The sequence below is a fragment of the Mesorhizobium sp. RCAM 05104 genome (genome assembly GCF_059683645.1).
Map to the genome: position 1 here is coordinate 7035542 of NZ_CM185033.1, position 18304 is coordinate 7053845.

General features: G+C 59.7%; 13 protein-coding genes and 1 pseudogene. 7 read left to right on the plus strand and 7 right to left on the minus strand.

Annotated features, from left to right (window positions below; all coding sequences use genetic code 11):
* The first annotated feature begins 44 nt into the window (after positions 1-44).
* Positions 45-1481 (plus strand): cardiolipin synthase, encoded by a 1437-nt coding sequence (gene cls / locus AC56QP_RS34350; RefSeq protein ID WP_489861524.1) that lies wholly within the window; start codon positions 45-47, stop codon positions 1479-1481.
* 180 nt (positions 1482-1661) lie between these two features.
* Here the strand turns inward: cls and AC56QP_RS34355 are convergent, their stop codons facing one another.
* On the minus strand, positions 1662-2360 hold the full coding sequence (locus AC56QP_RS34355) for a DUF6629 family protein (RefSeq protein WP_489861523.1): 699 nt from the start codon (positions 2358-2360) through the stop codon (positions 1662-1664).
* Between the two features lie 317 nt (positions 2361-2677).
* Between AC56QP_RS34355 and AC56QP_RS34360 the strand changes: the two genes are divergently transcribed.
* Positions 2678-3322 (plus strand): CBS domain-containing protein, encoded by a 645-nt coding sequence (locus AC56QP_RS34360; RefSeq protein ID WP_269908204.1) that lies wholly within the window; start codon positions 2678-2680, stop codon positions 3320-3322.
* Positions 3323-3380: 58 nt separating this feature from the next.
* A complete protein-coding gene (locus AC56QP_RS34365; RefSeq protein ID WP_269908229.1) occupies positions 3381-4709 on the plus strand; it encodes a glucoamylase family protein in 1329 nt (442 codons plus the stop codon).
* Between the two features lie 43 nt (positions 4710-4752).
* On the opposite strand, the pseudogene AC56QP_RS34370 reads toward AC56QP_RS34365, so the two are convergent.
* A pseudogene (locus AC56QP_RS34370) lies at positions 4753-5233 on the minus strand (transposase family protein); the annotation flags it as partial.
* A gap of 222 nt (positions 5234-5455) precedes the next feature.
* Here AC56QP_RS34370 and AC56QP_RS34375 point away from each other — a divergent pair.
* Entirely contained in the window at positions 5456-6652 is a 1197-nt protein-coding gene (locus tag AC56QP_RS34375) for a methionine adenosyltransferase (RefSeq protein WP_489861522.1), read from the plus strand.
* A 357-nt stretch (positions 6653-7009) separates the two neighbouring features.
* Here AC56QP_RS34375 and AC56QP_RS34380 read toward each other — a convergent pair whose 3' ends face one another.
* On the minus strand, positions 7010-7546 hold the full coding sequence (locus AC56QP_RS34380; RefSeq protein ID WP_489861520.1) for a c-type cytochrome: 537 nt from the start codon (positions 7544-7546) through the stop codon (positions 7010-7012).
* A gap of 1182 nt (positions 7547-8728) precedes the next feature.
* Between AC56QP_RS34380 and AC56QP_RS34385 the strand changes: the two genes are divergently transcribed.
* From AC56QP_RS34385 to AC56QP_RS34395, 3 genes are read left to right on the plus strand one after another with little or no spacing between them, the layout of a single operon-like run.
* Positions 8729-9718, plus strand: coding sequence for an HlyD family secretion protein (locus AC56QP_RS34385; RefSeq protein WP_269908201.1), 990 nt, complete (start codon positions 8729-8731; stop codon positions 9716-9718).
* Complete coding sequence (gene rbbA, locus AC56QP_RS34390) at positions 9708-12488, plus strand: ribosome-associated ATPase/putative transporter RbbA (RefSeq protein WP_497100900.1); 2781 nt, start codon at positions 9708-9710, stop codon at positions 12486-12488. The genes AC56QP_RS34385 and rbbA overlap by 11 nt, the downstream gene beginning before the upstream one ends.
* A 2-nt stretch (positions 12489-12490) precedes the next feature.
* Positions 12491-13618 carry an ABC transporter permease gene (locus tag AC56QP_RS34395; protein WP_269908199.1) on the plus strand — a complete coding sequence of 376 codons (1128 nt, stop codon included), beginning with the start codon at positions 12491-12493 and terminating at the stop codon, positions 13616-13618.
* 235 nt (positions 13619-13853) lie between these two features.
* Here the strand turns inward: AC56QP_RS34395 and AC56QP_RS34400 are convergent, their stop codons facing one another.
* From AC56QP_RS34400 to AC56QP_RS34415, 4 genes are all read right to left on the minus strand, one after another.
* Complete coding sequence (locus tag AC56QP_RS34400) at positions 13854-15893, minus strand: bifunctional DedA family/phosphatase PAP2 family protein (RefSeq protein WP_489861519.1); 2040 nt, start codon at positions 15891-15893, stop codon at positions 13854-13856.
* Positions 15894-15904: 11 nt separating this feature from the next.
* Positions 15905-16456 (minus strand): phosphatase PAP2 family protein, encoded by a 552-nt coding sequence (locus tag AC56QP_RS34405; RefSeq protein WP_489861518.1) that lies wholly within the window; start codon positions 16454-16456, stop codon positions 15905-15907.
* A gap of 68 nt (positions 16457-16524) precedes the next feature.
* Positions 16525-17742 carry an MFS transporter gene (locus AC56QP_RS34410; RefSeq protein ID WP_489863447.1) on the minus strand — a complete coding sequence of 406 codons (1218 nt, stop codon included), beginning with the start codon at positions 17740-17742 and terminating at the stop codon, positions 16525-16527.
* A gap of 31 nt (positions 17743-17773) precedes the next feature.
* Positions 17774-18226: a Chromate resistance protein ChrB gene (locus AC56QP_RS34415; protein ID WP_489861517.1), complete on the minus strand. Its 453-nt coding sequence runs from the start codon at positions 18224-18226 to the stop codon at positions 17774-17776.
* Positions 18227-18304: the final 78 nt, after the last annotated feature.

Consider the following 18304-nt stretch of genomic DNA (forward strand, 5'->3'; position numbering starts at 1 on the left):
TTGTATCCGGTTTACCGGAACTAGCTCTGACATGGACGTGGATTTTGTCCGAAGCCTTGTATTTCGAAATCGGCAGTTTCTGGACACTGTTCTACCTTCTTTTCGAATGGTCGATCCGGGTGATCATGTTGGTGATCGTACCATTTCGTCGGTCACCCGATGCCGCAAAGGGCTGGCTGCTTTTGGTTTTCTTTTTGCCGGTTCCAGCCCTTGTGCTCTACATCCTCATTGGCAGACCGAGCTATCCAAGATGGCGTCGCATGCGCTTCGCCCGATTGCACACAATCCTTGAGCGCGCGACCCACCAGATATCCCGTCTAGAAGCTTGTCGCCCACCTATACTCCCGAGCAATCTGGTTCAGGCTGCCACCCTGATCAAGAACCTCGGTCAATTTCCCACGCTGGCCGGCAACAATGCGGAACTTCTCAGCGACTACAACGGTCTCATCGACAGACTCATTGCGGATATCGACGCTGCCCAGGATCATGTGCACCTGGTCGTCTACATTTTTGCAGACGATGATACCGGCAGGAGAGTGATCAAAGCCCTTGTTGGCGCGGTACGGCGAGGCGTCACGTGCCGAGTTCTCATCGATGCTCTCGGTTCGCGGCAGTGGGCGCGACGGGTTCTTGAGGCTCTCATTGCCGGGGGCGTAACCGCTCACTTGGCGCTGCCAGTCGGACTGTTACGTCGTAGAACCGCGCGAGCCGATTTGCGCAACCACAGGAAGATTTTCGTGATTGACAGCCGGATTGGCTACGCCGGCTCCCAGAATATTGTCGATGCCAATGTGACTAACGAGGAGCTCGTCGCGCGCGTAACTGGTCCGGTCGTCCTCGAGCTGCAAGCAGTCTTCGCCGCAGATTGGTTCTTGGAAACCGAACAGGTTCTCAATATCGCGGATCTCTTCCCCCACCACCATCCTGGCTCAGGCATGGTCGCGCAAGTCCTGCCCAGTGGACCCGATTATCCAACCGCTGGGGTGGAAAACCTTATGGTCGGCCTTATCCACGGCGCCCGGGAGCGGGTGGTCATTACAACCCCATATTTTATCCCGGATGAGGCGATGCTGCGGGCGCTCCAGACTGCCGTGTTACGCGGCGTCGACGTCCATCTGGTGGTATCACGCCGGGTGGATCAGGTCCTCGTCGGTTTTGCGCAGCGCTCCTACTATGAGGAACTGCTTGAAGCCGGCATTCGACTTCACCTTTATCGAAGCCGCTTGCTGCATGCGAAACACTTCAGCATTGATGGCGAAATCATGCTGATCGGGTCGAGCAACGTCGATATTCGCTCGTTCCTGCTGAATGCCGAGGTCAGTCTTATCTTTTATGACAAAGACGTGACCGCTCGGCTTCGCTTGGAGCAGGAACGCACCTTTGCGAGCAGCGACTTGCTAACGCTTCCCCTGTGGCGGGACCGTTTCGTCGGCATAAAAGTGTGCGAGAATTTAGCGCGTTTGATGAGCCCGCTCTTGTGAGCTGAATTTTGTGTGGGCTGAATTTTGTGCGGCGTAACGAACTGGCCCTTGGCGTTCATGAACGCCAAAATAGTCTGCCGAGCCCTAATGAACTCTTCGGCGGCAATCCAATTGGCCTTGCGCCGACACGATTAAAATGTTGCCACGGCCGTGCATGGATTTGCCGTCAGCGAGGTCCGGTTAGTCAGTGTCGATCGCGACGGAAAGGGGTGCATCTCTCTGCCGACGCCGATCGATCCAGAAGATCATGGCGACGAGGTAAAACGACATCAAAGCACCACCGAAGCAGAACACCGATATGTAGGCGAAACGGAAAAACAGGTACGTAATGGCGGCGACAATCGCTACGAGCGCTCCAAAGACCCTGACCTCACCCCTGGTCGAAAGAAGAAGCGGCAGGATGATGAGCGTGAGATAGATGGCATAGGTGAGTTCACGAGCGAACAAGAAATCAAACAGTTCGACCCCATCATACATGATCGCTGAATCGAGGAACTGTACGCTGAGCCAGTTGCTATGAACGAAATAGGGAAGATACTGGCCGGCGCCGAGTATTGCGCCGGCGATCGCGAAGACAAGATAGAGCGGCTTTCGGCGCGCCGGCTCGAGGAAATAGATCGAGAATGGAACCCATATCGGCCAAGCCAGCCACGAGAAGAACATGTAGCCGACAGCGTAGAATTTGACGAGATCGAGATCGCCACTTGCGCCGCTGGTCCAGACGAACCCCTCCAAGAGCTGTTGCAGGCCGAACAACAAAGGCAGCGCACAGACCAGTGCGTAGCGGCGGTCGGTACGATAGGCCCTCTGGATGCTGAGTGCGCCTGACGGAATGAGTAGCGCCGCCGCCGTAAAGCTCGCCTCGGCCGAGAAGCACATAAAACCTCACTGCGTCGATTCTTTCTGCAGAGGCGGCGGATACCGTTGCCGCGAGACTAGATTGACGATGCAAGAACTGTCCATAGCTAATCATTGACGTCGCACGTGCGCATCGTGGCGACTAAAGTTGCGACGCCGAACGCGCCGCGGCCCAGAGGCCCGGTGCGTTCCTGGCACTCTGCTGCGGCTGGTTCGGAGCCGGTATTGATTTGCCTCAAAGGAGGCCGGGCACGTCTACGCTACGATGCCGCCAATTGGTGCCCGGGCGCATGGTCACTTGGCGCCTGTTCAATTGAACTGAGCTAGGGATGAGGCAGATGAAAGCAAAGGATGTAATGACTGCAAAGGTTGTTACCGTGTCGCCCGACCACAGCGTAAGACACGCAGCACGGATCATGCTGGATCATCGCATCAGTGGCATGCCTGTCGTCGATGACAACGGCCGTCTGGCTGGAATTGTGAGCGAAGGTGATTTCCTGCGCAGGTCGGAGCTCGGTGCCTCAGCGTTTCCGGCAGGTGGGGCGCGCGGCTATGTGAAGGGCCACAGCTGGAAAGTGGCGGATCTGATGACCTCGGATGTCATCGTGGCCGATGAGGAAACTCCGATAGAGCGAATTGCTGCGCTGATGCAGGAGCACGGAATCAAGCGCATACCGGTCATGAGGGGACAGCGTCTGGTCGGCGTTGTCAGCCGCGCCGATCTTCTGCGCGTCGTCGTTGCGGCAAAATTAGACGACGACACGGCGGCAGGTGACGATGCGATCCGGCGCAGCATTCTTACACGGTTGCAAGAGGACGCAGGCGTCAACGGAGACGCAATAACGCTCACGGTCACCGATGGCCTGGTCTATTTTTCGGGAGCGGTCTCATCGCAGAGTGAACGGGATGCTGTCCGCGTGGTTGCCGAGGGCGTCAGGGGCGTCAAAGGTGTGTTCGACCACCTGTACCTGGCGCATCCGTGAAAAACGGCCGGGGGTAAATACATTGGTGCAATCGCAACCTTCGCACGCCAACCACCTGATGAACACGTCTGCCACGCAAGACGATCTTGCGACGCTGCAGCGGGAGACATTCGACTACTTCATCCATGAGGCGAACCCTGCCAACGGTCTCATTCTGGACAAGACCGAAGCAAATTGGCCCGCAAGCATCGCGGCCACCGGCCTGGCGCTGGCTTGCTATCCAGTGGGGGTCGAGCGCGGATTCATGACGCGAAGCGCGGCTGTGGAACGCACTTTGGCAACGCTGCGCTTCTTCTGGAACAGTCCGCAGGGGCCGGAGCCGGACGCTACGGGATATCGCGGCTTCTACTATCACTTCCTGGACATGCAAACTGGCCGGCGGGCCTGGCAATGCGAGCTGTCTACCATCGACAGTACATTCCTGCTGGCGGGCGCGCTGGCTGCAGGGCAGTATTTCGATGCCGACACCGCGGCCGAAGCCGAGATCCGGACCTTGGCGGAAACGCTCTATCACCGAGCCGATTGGCGCTGGGCGCAGGACGGGGGAGAGACCGTCACCCATGGTTGGACACCAGAGCACGGATTCCTGAAGTATCGCTGGGAAGGCTATGACGAAGCGCTCTTGCTCTATGTCCTGGGGCTCGGTTCGCCGACACATCCCTTACCCCGGAGCAGCTATGCGGCCTGGACCGCGACATTTCGATGGGAGCACTGTTACGGCTACGACTATCTCTATGCGGGGCCGCTGTTCATCCACCAGCTCTCGCACGTATGGATCGATTTTCGCGGCGTGCAGGATGCCTTCATGCGTAGCAAGGGAAGCGATTATTTCGAGAACAGCCGACGCGCCACCCTCGTCCAGCACCGCTACGCCATCGAGAACCCGCGAGGTTTTGATGGCTACGGCGAATATTGCTGGGGCATTACCGCAAGCGAGGGTCCTGGCCCTTCCACGCTCAAGTTGAACGGCATCGAACGCCGGTTCGAGGATTATGTGGCGCGCGGTGTCCCGTATGGCCCCGACGATGGCACGCTCGCTCCGTGGGCCGTCGTGGCATCCTTGCCGTTCGCTGCCGAAATCGTCCGGCCGGCGATCAGCTTCTGCATCCACCAGGCCAAGCTGAAAGCCGTCAAAGCCTATGGTTTCAAGGCGGCGTTCAATCCGACGCATCCGGGAACGTCCGACGACGCCTTTGGATGGTGGGTGTCGCCCTGGCATTTCGGCCTCAACGAAGGCCCCGTTGTCCTGATGATCGAGAACGAAGCCAACGGCCTCTTATGGCGGTTGATGCGCTCATGCCGGTATATCCGCAGCGGCCTGCAACGAGCGGGATTTGAAGGCGGCTGGTTGAGAGAGTTTGACCAGGAGTCGGCGCGACCTGTTTGATGGGCTTACACGGAATTAGAACGTATTCGCCAAAAAACGCCGGGGCGAACTTGCTTACTCGGTCGATGGCGACGAACATGTAGAGCTTGCCCTCCTCGGTCCAGACTTCGGCGATGTCGACATGGAAGTAGCCGATCGGGTAGGCCTTGAACTTCTTGCGCGGCTTGGCGCCTTCGATGCCTGGCAGGCGGCTGATGTCGTGGCGCTGGAACAGCCGATGCGGACTGGAACGGGTGAGATGTGGGACCGTGGCCTGGAGCGCATAGAGGCAATCGTCGAGCGGCAGCAGCGTGTGCCTGCGGAAGGCGACAACCAGCTTCCTCTTCCTTTGAGAGCACTGTCGAGCGCACATCCTTCGGACCCATCGGCGTGTCGGTGACGAAATCGCGCTTCTTCCACTTCGTCCCCGTCTTGGGGTTTATGCCGTAGCGTCCGCTCAATTCTTGGATCGAAGCTTTCGATCGCTGTATCGCAGCTCGGACCGCATGAGTGGTCGTGGCGCTCCCGTGAAGTGTCTGTCCCATAGTCTGTCCTTGTCGATGGCGGCATCAATTCTACCATCACACCGTGGGACTAAACATCTAGATCGGGCAGGCGACCGCAAGAACGAAGAATACAAATGTAGGGCCGCTCGCAGCGAAAACTCGGATATAAGCGAATGCTACACGTACCGGGTCTCCACCGAGTAATTTCGCAGAGGCTGCGGTTCAGAGCGATGCTCTCGCAGCGGGTTGAGGCAAGATCACATGGCGACTATCATCGTTTCCGCGCTTGAGATCGCCGATAATGCAGTGGAGCTCGTCGAGCGCAAAGGTCTCGGACACCCAGACACGATCTGCGACGCGCTTGCCGAGACGCTCTCACAAAACCTTTCTCGCGAATATCAAAATCGATTTGGGAGCGTCCTCCATTACAACGTCGACAAGGCGCTTCTCTGTGGCGGACGCGCAGCGCCAGCCTTCGGAGGCGGTGCTGTGCTGGCTCCTATCAATATCTACTTGGCCGGACGAGCCGTAACGCAGGTTGGAAACGAAGCCGTCCGGATCAACGAAATCGCGGTCGAGGGATCGCGGGCGTGGCTGCGTACCAACTTGCATGCGCTTGATGCCGAGCGCGACGTGCGCATTCACGAATTGATTCAGCCAGGCTCGTACGATCTGCAGGCGGTGTTCTCGCGGCGATCCGGGTCACAAATCCATCTCGCCAACGACACGTCAATTGGTGTTGGCTATGCGCCGATGAGCCCACTTGAGCGGATGGTCCTCGCGATTGAGAAGCAGGTCAATGGAAAGATCCGTGACGGTGAGCATCCCGCGTGGGGTGAGGACGTCAAGGTCATGGGAGTGCGAAACGGGGAGACGGTAGACCTGACAGTCGCATGCGCCATTATCGGGCGTCACGTGGCGCATATCGACGACTATCTAGCCGCAAAGGCGTCCATCGAAAAGCTTGTGCGGGAGCTTGCCGCCCATCACGGCTTTGCTTCCGTCCGAGTCGCCGTCAACGCGGCAGATGATCCCCCCTCTGGCGCGCTTTATCTAACCGTTACCGGGACTTCGGCAGAGGCGGGGGACGATGGTCAGGTGGGCCGCGGCAATCGAGCAAATGGCTTGATAACGCCCTGCCGGCCTATGAGCCTCGAGGCAGCTGCCGGGAAGAATCCGGTCAGTCATGTTGGCAAGATCTACAATATCCTCGCGCGCGAGATTGCCAGAACGCTGGCGGTGACAGTACCCGAAATCGCGGCAGCATATTGCTTTATGGTCAGTCGGATTGGCGCCCCGGTGACCAACCCGGCGCTTGTACAAGTAAAGCTGGCGACCAGAGATGGCTTGCCGGCCATCCAATTGAAGGAGCGGGTTGACGACATCGTTGCCGTTCATCTTTCCCGCGTGCCGCAGTTGATCGATGAGTTCGTCGCCGGCGCGATTGATGTTTTTTGACCTCGAGCAACACCGCGAGGGCGTAGTCACAGTTGCGGCGGTGCGCGATGATGGCGGCAACGGCGAGCAGGCTGCACGTCGCGCCGAACCATCGCCTCGTGCATGCCGAAGACCCAACTGGAGCCGCCAACGCGCTTGGCGGCGTGCGACAGATTTGATCCCATGTTTTGATCGGGCATCCTTGTCGTCCGAAGCAGGGGATGCCCTACGGGCCAAGTTCTTCATGGGCGCCACGACGACAAAGGCGATCCGTCGAGCTAGTCAAGAGAGCCTGAGGGCGCTGGCAAAGTGCTACGGGATCAATCAGAAGACCGCTGAGAGGATGATCGGCGTCCCCGTCGATGTCGGCAGGCAAGCCTACTGCCCCTTAGACTTTCCGCTCACCATGCCGCCATGGCCCTCCATCATCATCTGGGAGCCGTTGGACGCCTTGTCAGATTCCATGTGCTCCTTGATGTCGGCTGGAATGTCAGCCTGCGAAAATGTTTTCTGCACATCCGCATTGTGGACGAATGCGATGATGTCAGCGAGGTCCTGACCCGTGAACTCGATTTGCTGGCCGAGCTGCTCGTTCTGCATCGCGATCATCGTTTCGGCACCGAGCCACATCTTGGCGAAGAAGTCGAATGGGCTCATGATGGGATCCAGGGTTTTCTCGTCGAGCGCCACGGCGTCCGTTCCGCCAACTCCATTGATCGAGTGGCACACCACGCATCCCTTGCCGGCAAAAAGCTTCTTGCCACGTTCGGCATTCATGCTTGGCAACACAAGCCCGGGCGCGATCGCAGATTTCGCTGACTCACCGGCAGTGGCCGGTGCAACAAGAAGCCCGCCAACGGTGGCAACTGTACCAAGCGCCGCCAGGACCATTCCTTCGATCACTTGACGCCTCATGATGCGGGGCATCCTGTTGTTGCGGCAGATTTAGCCGGCCTGCACATACAGAATCGACCACCGCGATAGGTGCCATCGTATTTGTTCTGGGCGTGCGGTTCGCATTAGCCTATGCCCCGGGGGCAAACGGGCGAATTGCCGATCTGCCCGGCTTCGATCCTATCGGCAGTGTACCGTCCGAGAGTTCGCTTTGCCAGTGGGTGTAACCGAGGGCGGTAGACCTCGACTTTCTTTGCTGCGACCTGCTTTGGCGTGCAAATCCACGACGCCATCCGCTTAATCGAGGAGGTCGTCCAACGTGCCGCTGATAGCCAGACGGGCTTGTTTCATTGCCTGGGGTGCTCCGTCGTCGCGCCAAACGGGCGGACTCCCTTATGTGTGGCCATTCGCCGATGGAGCGCCGTCCGCAGGAGGTCTCCATCGAAGACAAATAGGGGTCGAGCACTCCTTCCGGCCGCTGTCGGCCAACCCTGGAATCTTACGGAGCAGCTCGTTCAAGGAGCAGGTTTTGATCTGGCTCAAAGAAGGCGAAGTCGATCGCGATACAATGCCATTTATACCGCTGTTTCTACCCGGCGGCGCTGCTGATCAAAGCAAACTTCAACAAATTATGGGAACAGGAAATATGAAAGAAAATAACGTAGAGACGTCGGGTCTCATCGGGGGCGACGAAACTCCACTGGTTAGAGGGCCTCTGATGCGAGGCATGCCTGCTTTGACGATGCTGGCTGCGGCCTTGATCATTTCGGGGTGCCAACAGTTGCCCGCTGGACATTGGGCCGGCACGCCATGCGGACCAAAGCCGAGCGACGCCAGAAACTGCTACGGGTCTGCTGCTCCTCCGCCCTCACACGGGCACTAGCTCATTAACGATTTGGCTCGGCGCGCCGCAACGGGTGAAGGCGGAAAGTCTCGACCGGCCTCAAGCGCGACGAGGAAGCTTGAGTTGACCGAGTTCGCCAAGGTAGTGCCCGGCGCTGATCTCCAGGGGTGTGTCTTGCGTTCGGGTACCGGCCATGGCATCTGGCAAGGCCAAACGTCGATACATGTTCGTTGCTCGTATTTGCGTTGAGTCAAAGCAATCACCTGGCTCAAGCTTACGACATTACAAACTGCTTTCCCGAAGCTGGACCAAAGCAGTTTCGGCAGACTGTCCGGCACGTGCGTCCAAATGGATCAAAAATGCGTATTGCTCCGATCATAACTGTCGCAGTCCTCGCCGTCGCTGCCGCCGGTGGTGCTTACGCATACTGGCTGAAGGAACAGGCAGCCCGTGTTCCGGTGGGATTGGCACGGGCCAATGGTCGCATCGAAGTCGAGCGGGTCGACATCGCAACCAAATATGCCGGTCGCCTCGCTGAGGTGGGCGTCAACGAGGGCGCTAATGTCGAAAAGGATAGTATCCTTGCGCGTATAGACACGACAGAAATACTTGCGCAGCGCGCCGGGGCGAGAGCTGCCGTCCACCGCAGCCACCAGGGTGTAGCAACTGCCGAGGCCAATGTTGCGCTGCGCGAGGCGGAGTTGAAGCTGGCCGAAGTCGAGCTTAAACGCATCGTTGAGCTCGCGCGCACCAGTACGTCCACACAAGCGGAACTGGACCGCCGAACGGCGCAGAGAGACATCTCAAAGGCCTCTCTGGACATCGCCAAAGTGGCCGTCGAAGACGCCAAGACGGCGGTGGAGGCTGCCGAGGCTCAGATCACCCAGATTGAAGCGGTGATTGCTGATATGACGCTGAAAGCTCCAGTGTCGGGCCGCGTCGAATATCGTCTCGCTCAGGCTGGGGAGGTTGTTGCGGCGGGCGGGCGGGTGCTCACGCTTCTCGACCTTTCAGACGTCAATATGACCATCTTCCTGCCCACCAGCCAGGTCGGACGTGTCGAACTCGGATCGGAGGCGCGGATCGTGCTCGATGGATCGTCGGAATATGTCGTTCCGGCGACAATTTCCTTCGTTGCAGCCGACGCACAGTTTACCCCGAAATACGTCGAGACCGCCGATGAACGCGAGAAGCTGATGTATCGGATCAAGCTGCATATCGATCCGCGGATACTCGAAAAGCACAGCGGCTATGTGAAAGCAGGCATGACCGGCAACGCTTACGTCAAAGTGCAGGCCGGAGCAGCCTGGCCGGCCAATCTGACGCCGAGGCTGCCGGATGACCGCTGACGAGGGACCCGCCATTCGAGTTGATGCGATCCATCACCGCTATGGCAAAACAAATGCGCTCGACGGCGTCAGCCTTTCGATCGCACGTGGAATGACAGCGGCCTTCATCGGCCCCGATGGCGTCGGCAAGTCCACCCTGCTCGGCCTGATTGCCGGCGTCAAACGCATCCAATCCGGGACCGTGACGGCTCTTGGCGGCAACATGGCGTTGCGTTCTCACCGTGATATGGTTTCGCCACGCATCGCCTATATGCCGCAGGGTCTCGGCCGCAACCTCTACCCGACACTCTCCGTCGTCGAGAACATCGATTTTTTCGGCCGTTTGTATGGGCAGCGTGAAAGCGAACGCCGTCGGCGCATCGCACGCCTGCTTGCTGCCACCGGCCTCGATCCTTTTCCGGATCGTCCGGCCGGCAAGTTGTCCGGCGGAATGAAGCAGAAGCTTGGACTCTGCTGCGCCTTGATTCATGATCCCGACCTATTGATCCTCGATGAACCGACGACCGGTGTCGATCCTCTGTCGCGGCGCCAATTTTGGGACCTGATCGGACGTATCCGCCTCGAACGTCCCGGCCTGACGGTACTGGTTGCGACCGCCTACATGGAAGAGGCTGAGCGCTTCGACAACATCGTCGCCATGGATGAGGGCAGGGTCATCGCCGCGGGTGACACGGCCCAGATCCTTGCCCAAACCAAGGCTAGCACGCTGGAGGAAGCCTACATCGCTCTGCAGCGCCCTGAACGTCGTGGCGATCGCACGCAGCTCGCTATTCCAGAACTGCAACCTAGCGACGGTCCTCCCGCGATCGCCGCGGATAACCTGACCATGCGCTTCGGCGATTTCACGGCAGTGGATCACGTCAGCTTCCGAATCCAGCGCGGAGAGATCTTCGGATTTCTGGGATCAAATGGTTGCGGCAAGACGACGACGATGAAGATGCTCACGGGCCTTCTGCCGGCAAGCGAAGGGCGAGCCGAGCTGTTGGGAAAGCCGGTCGATGCCCGCGACATCACGACAAGAATGCGCATCGGCTACATGTCGCAATCCTTCTCGCTCTATGAGGAGATTTCCGTCAGGGCAAACCTGGAGCTTCATGGACGCCTCTTTCGGACTGCGGCGGGCGAACTTGAGGCACGCGTCGCCTCGGCATTGGCCCGATTCGACCTCGACGCCGTTGCGAACGCGTTGCCTACTGAGCTGCCGCTCGGGATTCGCCAGCGGCTCCAGCTCGCCGCCGCATGCCTGCATCAGCCGGAAATATTGATCCTCGACGAACCCACTTCAGGTGTCGATCCGGCGGCACGTGACCGGTTCTGGCGTCTCCTCGTCGAGATGTCGCGCCGCGATGGAGTGACGATCTTCATATCGACGCATTTCATGAACGAGGCCGAGCGCTGCGATCGCGTTTCGTTGATGCATGCCGGCCGTGTTCTTTCGATCGGCAGCCCTGAGGAGCTTCGCCTTGCGCGCGGGGCCGATAATCTCGAAAACGCCTTTGTGGCCTATCTCGAGGAGGCATCGGCACAGTCGGTCGCACCGAAGGATCTACCTGCATCATCCGCCGGCGTTAAGCCTACTGATGCGTCTGGTCTGTCCGGGTCAGAGACGAGATCCCTGTCAGATCTCCCGTACAGATCGGCGGCGGCACCTCTGCGCCGAATCTGGGCCTTTGCCCGGCGAGAGGCGGTGGAACTCCTGAGAGATCGGGTCCGGCTTGCCTTCGCGCTGCTCGGGCCTCTTTTGCTGCTGGCGACGTTTGGTTACGGCATCTCGTTTGACATCGAAAATCTTCGTTACGCGGTGATCGATCGGGATCAGTCTCTTGAGAGCCGCTTGTTCCTGGAGCAATTCTCGCATTCCCGCTATTTTGTCGAACAGTCACCACTGAGAGACGAGTTCGAGATCGACAATCGCTTGCGATCGGGCGAGTTGCGGTTCGCTGTCGATATTCCGCCCGGCTTTGGTCGCGACCTTCTGCAGGATCGGCAGCCGCAGGTGAGCTTCTGGCTTGACGGAGGCAGTACGTTTCCAGCGGAGACGGCGCGCGCTTATATCCAGGGTGCGGTTCTGACCTACGCGGCGGAGCGCCATCTTCAGTTGCAGGGCCAAGATCCGCAGATGCTGCCGGTCAATGTGGAGCCGCGGTTTCGATACAATCAGGATTTCCGCAGCGTATTCGCAATCACGCCGGGGTCGATAATGCTTCTGCTGGTCGTGTTTCCAGCGATGCTGACGGCACTCGCCGTCGTGCGGGAAAAGGAGATGGGCTCGATCACGAACGTCTACGCCTCTCCCGCGACGGTCAGCGAATACCTCATCGGCAAGCAGCTGCCCTATGTTGCCACCGGTTTTATCAGTTTTGTGAGCCTTGTGGTGATGGCCGCCGCCGTGCTCGGTGTCGTCCCAAAGGGGTCCGTGCTTGCCCTGTCAATTGCGGCCTTGGGTTACGTGTTTGCGGCAACCGCCTTCGGCCTTTTGGTGTCGGCGTTCGTTTCGACACAGGTCGCGGCGATTTTTGCAACTGCGATCCTGACCGCAATGACTGCGGCACACTATTCCGGGTTCCTTTTCCCGGCCTCCACACTTGAAGGCCCGGCTCGTCTGATGGGGCTTTCATTTCCCGCACTTTGGTTCCAAACCGTCAGCCTCGGCGTCTTTGCCAAAGGGCTCGAGGCGAACGCGTTTATTCCCGAGATCGCTGTATTGCTCGGCTTTGGCATCCTGTTTCTCCTGCTGGCCCGCCTGTCGGTCCGCAAGCAAGGCGTCTAGCCATGCGATATTGGGTTCGCAACGTTTTTCATCTCGGGGTCAAGGAGCTCGCCAGCCTCGCGCGCGACGTGGTCATGGCCGTACTGATTGTCTACGTTTTCACGGTCGCCGTTTACTCCGAGGCGACCGCCATGAAGACCGACGTAAGCAATGCTGGCGTGGCCGTCGTCGATGCCGACCACTCGGCCTTGTCGTCTCGCATCAAGGACGCCCTGCAACCACCTTATTTTCGCGCACCCCGCGAAATCGATCGCTCGGAGCTCGATGCACTCCTGGACAAGGGACTGTATACGTTCGTCCTGGATATTCCGCCGCGTTTCGAAGCCGATCTTTTGGCGAACCGCGGCCCATCAATACAAATCAATGTCGATGCTACGGCAGTGGCACAAGCTGCCGTCGGAACGGCCTACATCCAGCAAATCATCGCCCGCGAGACAGCAAACTTTCTGCACCAGCACGGTGCCAGCCAGGCCGTACCGATCGAGCCGGTCATCCGCGCCTTGTTCAATCAGAACCTTGAGGCGATCCGCTTTTCCGCGAGTATGGGTATCATCAACAATGTCACGATCCTCGCAGTCATCCTCGCCGGCGCGGCTGTGATGCGCGAACGCGAGCGCGGCACCATCGAGCATTTGTTGGTGATGCCTGTGCTGCCGAACGAAATTCTTGCGGCAAAGATCTGGGCGAATGGTCTGATCGTCCTGCTGGCGGCAGGGCTTTCGCTCCACCTCGTGGTGCAGTTCGCGCTGCAAGTGCCAATCGTGGGATCGGTGGAATTCTTCCTTGCCGGGGCCGCCGTTTATCTCTTCGCAGTGACATCGCTCGGCATCTTGCTGGCGACTATCGCGAACTCGATGCCGCAATTTGCGCTGCTAGCGATCCCGGTCTTCATCGTGATGTTCCTGCTATCAGGCTCGTTCACGCCATTCGAGAGCATGCCGGTGTTGCTGCAAGACATCATGTACGCGTCGCCGTCGACGCACTTTGTCAGATTCGCGCAATCGGTCCTCTATCGTGGCGCCGGAATTGACCTCGTCTGGAAGGACCTGGCAGCAATGGCAGCGCTGGGCGCCGCGTTTGTTGCCGTTGCTTTGTCGCGCTTCAGGACAATGCTCGCACGGCAGTCGTAGCCGATGTTCCTGCCTAGCCTAACTGAACTGGTGCTGCCGTTCTGGTGTTCTGTGGTTGTGATGAAGCCCACTTCGCCGACGGCACACTGCTGGAAATGCGCGCTGCTCGAGACGTTGTTCCGCGAAATGCCGTTCAATGAGCCGTTTTCGCGGACATTGCGTCGCCGAGAGCGACAGGATGCACTCTGCACCGACATACGAGTCGGTCGAACGGGTGACCGGCGACCGTTCGGACTCACTTCCGCATCTCATCTTGGCGAGCCAATAGTACCTGTCCGTCCCAATCCGAGGCCGTCACTCTTTTGGCCGGTGAAACGAGGCGTCCTCCGTCGAGAGCCTCGGCCAGCGCTTTTCGCGGCGCGTTGACGTTGGGCTGCGTCGAGGCCAGAGTGACCAGCCCGAGAGGATGAGTGAGACGCTCCTCGACGACAGACCCGATCCAAAGCGGCGCGGTCTGTCCGGCGGTAACCTCGACGTCGGCGGCCCACAGCCGGAGCACGAGACGAGAATCCAAGAATACAACGTCACCGGATTGTCGAACAAGGGTAAGGCTGGGAAAGCGACCGCCGGCGAGAAAGGGAACAACCGGAAGATTGGCCGGACTGGCCGATCCGGTGAACCAGGTCAGAGTGCTCAATGGCGCCCAAGCTGTCGATGTGTGCCAGCCCTTCCGCAGCAAGACGTCTTGCAGGCTTTGCAAGCTACCGGCCCACTGGAACGTTAGCGGCTCTTGCGTCTCGCCGGTAAGGTCGATGCGCCGGGCCGGCAGTTGCTGCCAATCCGACGCCCACCAATCAGCGGCCGCAATGGATTGCGTCGCGCTTTTGACGGCGTATCGCTGGAGATCCGTCGCGTGGCTGCGGTAGATATGGAAGCCGCCGGCGAGGATAAGCGCCGCACATCCGACGGCGAGCAGCCCACTTGGTTCAATGCGCTCGGTTTGCCGGCGCAGGTAGGATAGTCCAAGCAGCGCGAGCCACGCGGACCCGAACGCCAAGCCCCCAAGCACGTCGGACAGCCAGTGCGCACCGAGGTAGAGGCGTGAGAACGCGATCATAAATATCAGGACCGCGGCGCCGAGAGTGACCGACAAGCGCAGCGCCGGGCGAAGTTCACGCGCGATGAGGAAGGCGAGGAATCCGTAGAGCACCATGTTGATGGTGCTATGGCCGCTTGGAAAGGAAAAGGCGCTCCAGCCAGAATACAGCGACTCACCGGGCCGGGCTCGATGCAATGCCACCTTGATGGCCGTGTTGAGCGCCGATGCGCCGGCGATTGCAGCGATCCAGTAACCGGCAGTGCGCCAGGCCCGCTTCCAGGCAAGCCATAGAAAGATGATGATCGTGACCGCGACCACGACGACGGTGTCGCCGAGTTCGGTGATGGCTATCATCAACGCATCGCCGGGTGCGGTGCGAAGATCCTGGAGGGCGCGATAGATCGCGCTGTCGGCGAGCACCAAAGGGTCGCCACTGACGACATCTTCAAGGACGCCGAAGAACAGCCATGCTGCACCGATCAGCAGAACCATCGGCAATGCGAGAGCCCGCGCCTCGTGCTGCGAAGGATCAAGCAAACTGGTGAGATTGCGGCTGAGCCAGCTGTCGCGGGCGCCGGCCCAGCTCCGCAGCCGTTCCACACCAACGATGAGCAGGGGTATGCCGCGGCGCAACGTCCAGCGCACGACATGTACAACCACCCAACCTGCCACGACCAGAACGACCAGCAGGATCGCGAGCGGCTTTGCGGCTGCACCGAAGATGCCGAAGGCGGCACCGACGAGCACACCCGGCAGGATATGCGACGGCGCCCAGGCGATCGCCGACGCGACATTGACGGCATAGAACCGTCTGACCGGCATTCCCAGCATGCCGGCGAGCAGCGGAATGAAGGCGCGGACGCCCGGCGTGAAGCGTGCGAGAAAAACACTCTTGTCGCCGTGACGCGTGAAAAAGGCATCACTGCGCTCGATCAGTTCGGGGTTCCGGTTCAGTGGCCAGAGGCCAAGAATCTCGCGATGGTATCGGTGCCCGAGCCAGAATGAAAAACCATCACCGGCGATGGCGCCTGAAGTGGCTGCGATCAGCAATGGCCAGAGCAACAATACGCCGCTCGGCACCAGGGTGCTGAGCGCGAGGATCACGGCGGTGCCTGGGATGACAACGCCGATGATCGGGATCGACTCCGAAAGCGCCAGCAGAAACACCGCCAGATAGGCCACATGCGGGTGCGCCGTCAGCAATTCGACCACCGATGAGACCAGGGACGTCAGCATCCCGAGGCTTCCTATAGAATGCCAGTGACGAGGCGGTCGATGCGGGTGTCTTGCCGATAGACCGCGCGAACGGCGAAGGCGGCAATAACCCCAGTCAGCGCCCCGCCCAGAACGTCACTGCCGTAGTGGGTTCCGATATAGACGCGAGAGAAGGTCACGAGTGCCGCGGCGGCGAGGAAACCAAGCCCGACGCGCCGCATGCCATGCAGAAGGAACGCCGCCGCGATGGCAAAGGTCGCTGTCGCGTGATCAGAGGGGAATGATGGATCGGCGCTGGGGGCGATCAGGACATGAGTTACGCCGCTGTCATACGGCCGCATCCTGTGAACGACGAGTAGGATAAGCTGATTAAGGGCGAGCCCAAGAAGGAACGAGAGTCCGGCCGCGACAAGCGCGTGGCGAGCGTGAGGCCTTTCGGCTCGCCGCCACCATTGTCCTACGACAGCAAGCACCAGAAGCGGGACGCCGATGGAGGAAACCCAGATCATCAGAAAATCGACGACCGCACTGCGTTCCGCCAATCCATTGATTGCGTGTGTTACCGCGGCGTCGAGTTCAAACATCGGCAGCTCCTTGGTTCGGCCTTGGGGACAATTGATGGGTGGAGGCCAGTGGACTGGCGCCGAGGTATTCAGGCATCTGCCCGCCCTTTCAGCCGACCGCGGATGACAAACAATCCTGCGAGCGTCAGCACGGTGAAGGTGGCTCCTGCCAGAAATGTGCCTTGCGGCCCGGTCAAGTCCCAAAGCGCGCCGGCGACGACGCTGGCGACGAGCAGCGCGACGCCGGTCATAAGATTGAACATGCCGAACGCGGTCCCGCGCAGTTCCGCAGGCGCGGTCTCAGCAATGAGGGTTGCGAGCAATCCTTGGGTGAAGCCCATGTGGAGGCCCCAAAGCACGACGCCGGTCCCAAGCCAGGCAAAATCTGTCGCGAGGGCGAGTACGAGGTCAGCCAGCAGAAGAAGCACAAGACCAATGGCCAGGAGAGTCAGGCGATTCACGCGATCGGACAGCACACCGATCGGGTAGGCCGACAAGGAATAGGCGAGGCTCATGATCACCAGAACAACCGGGACCAATGCCAACGGCAGGCCGATCGATTGCGCACGCAAAATTAGGAAGGCTTCGCTGAAGCGAGCGAGCGTGAAGAGTGCCGCGATCCCCACAACCCACCAATAGGTCGCTCCCATCCGCCGCAGTTCGTCGCGATGCAACGGCATGCGAACACGGCGCAGGTCCAGCGGACGATCCGGCTCCTTGACGGCGACGAGGATCAGGGCGACCGACAGCAATGCCGGGATAGCTGCAATCCAGAACACCGCCTGAAAATGATCCGCCGTCAGCCACATCAAGCCGATGGCGAGAAGCGGGCCTATGAAAGCCCCGACAGTGTCAAGCGTCTGGCGCAGACCGAAGCTCGCGCCGCGCAGATGCGGCGGGGCGAGGTCGGCGACAAGTGCATCGCGTGGCGCGCCGCGAATGCCCTTGCCGACACGATCGATGAATCGCGCCGCGATGAGCCATTCGATCGAATGTGCCAGCGGAAAGATCGGTCTGGTGAGGGCCGCCAGGCCATAACCGAACGCGGCGAGGAATTTGCGCTTGCCGAGCCAGTCGCTGAGCGCGCCGGAGAAGACCTTGGTGATCGAGGCGGTTGCTTCGGCAATGCCCTCGATGGTTCCGATGGTCAGAGCCGAAGTTCCGAGCACCGTCACCATGTAGATGGGCAACAGCGCGTGGATCATCTCCGACGAGATGTCCATCAGCATCGAAACGAAGCCGAGGACCCAAATGCCGACGGGAATCCCCTGCCGGGCTCCGGAGCGATCAACTGTCTCGGCTGTCATCGCGCCCGTTCCGTCATCCTGGCCGATCACCTCACCGATTTTCATCATGAGCGTCGAAGACCCGTTGAGCGTAACTGTCGAGCAAAGCCTCGCAGGCCCGCAGTCGTTCGGCGGCTTCATCCGCAAGTGATGCACCGTAGAAATCGAGCTTCTTGATCTTCTCCAGCCAGCCCTGGAGCTTCTTCAGATCGGTGTCTTCCTCTTCGAGTTCGGCGTAGGTGAACTTGTTGATCGTGATCTCCTTGGCGATCTCGACCTCGAAACCGGCGCACCGGCCGAGAAACTCGCGATACTGGTCGTCGCGATCCGCCTTGAAGCGGGCGACCACCTTGTCCTCTTGGGCGCGATCAAGGGCAATGGTCTCCAGGATGACGGATTCGCCGCCCATCTCGGAAACGTCGTTCTCCAGCATTTTCAGCCGACGGACATGATCGTCAGTCTTCGGCAGCAGGCAGACGCCGTTCTGCAGGTAGATCGCACCCATACCCTTGAGCCGGCACGCCACAGCGCGATACGCTTCGTCGCCGGTTCCGGGGGCACTTTGTACGTGAGCAAGAGCCAA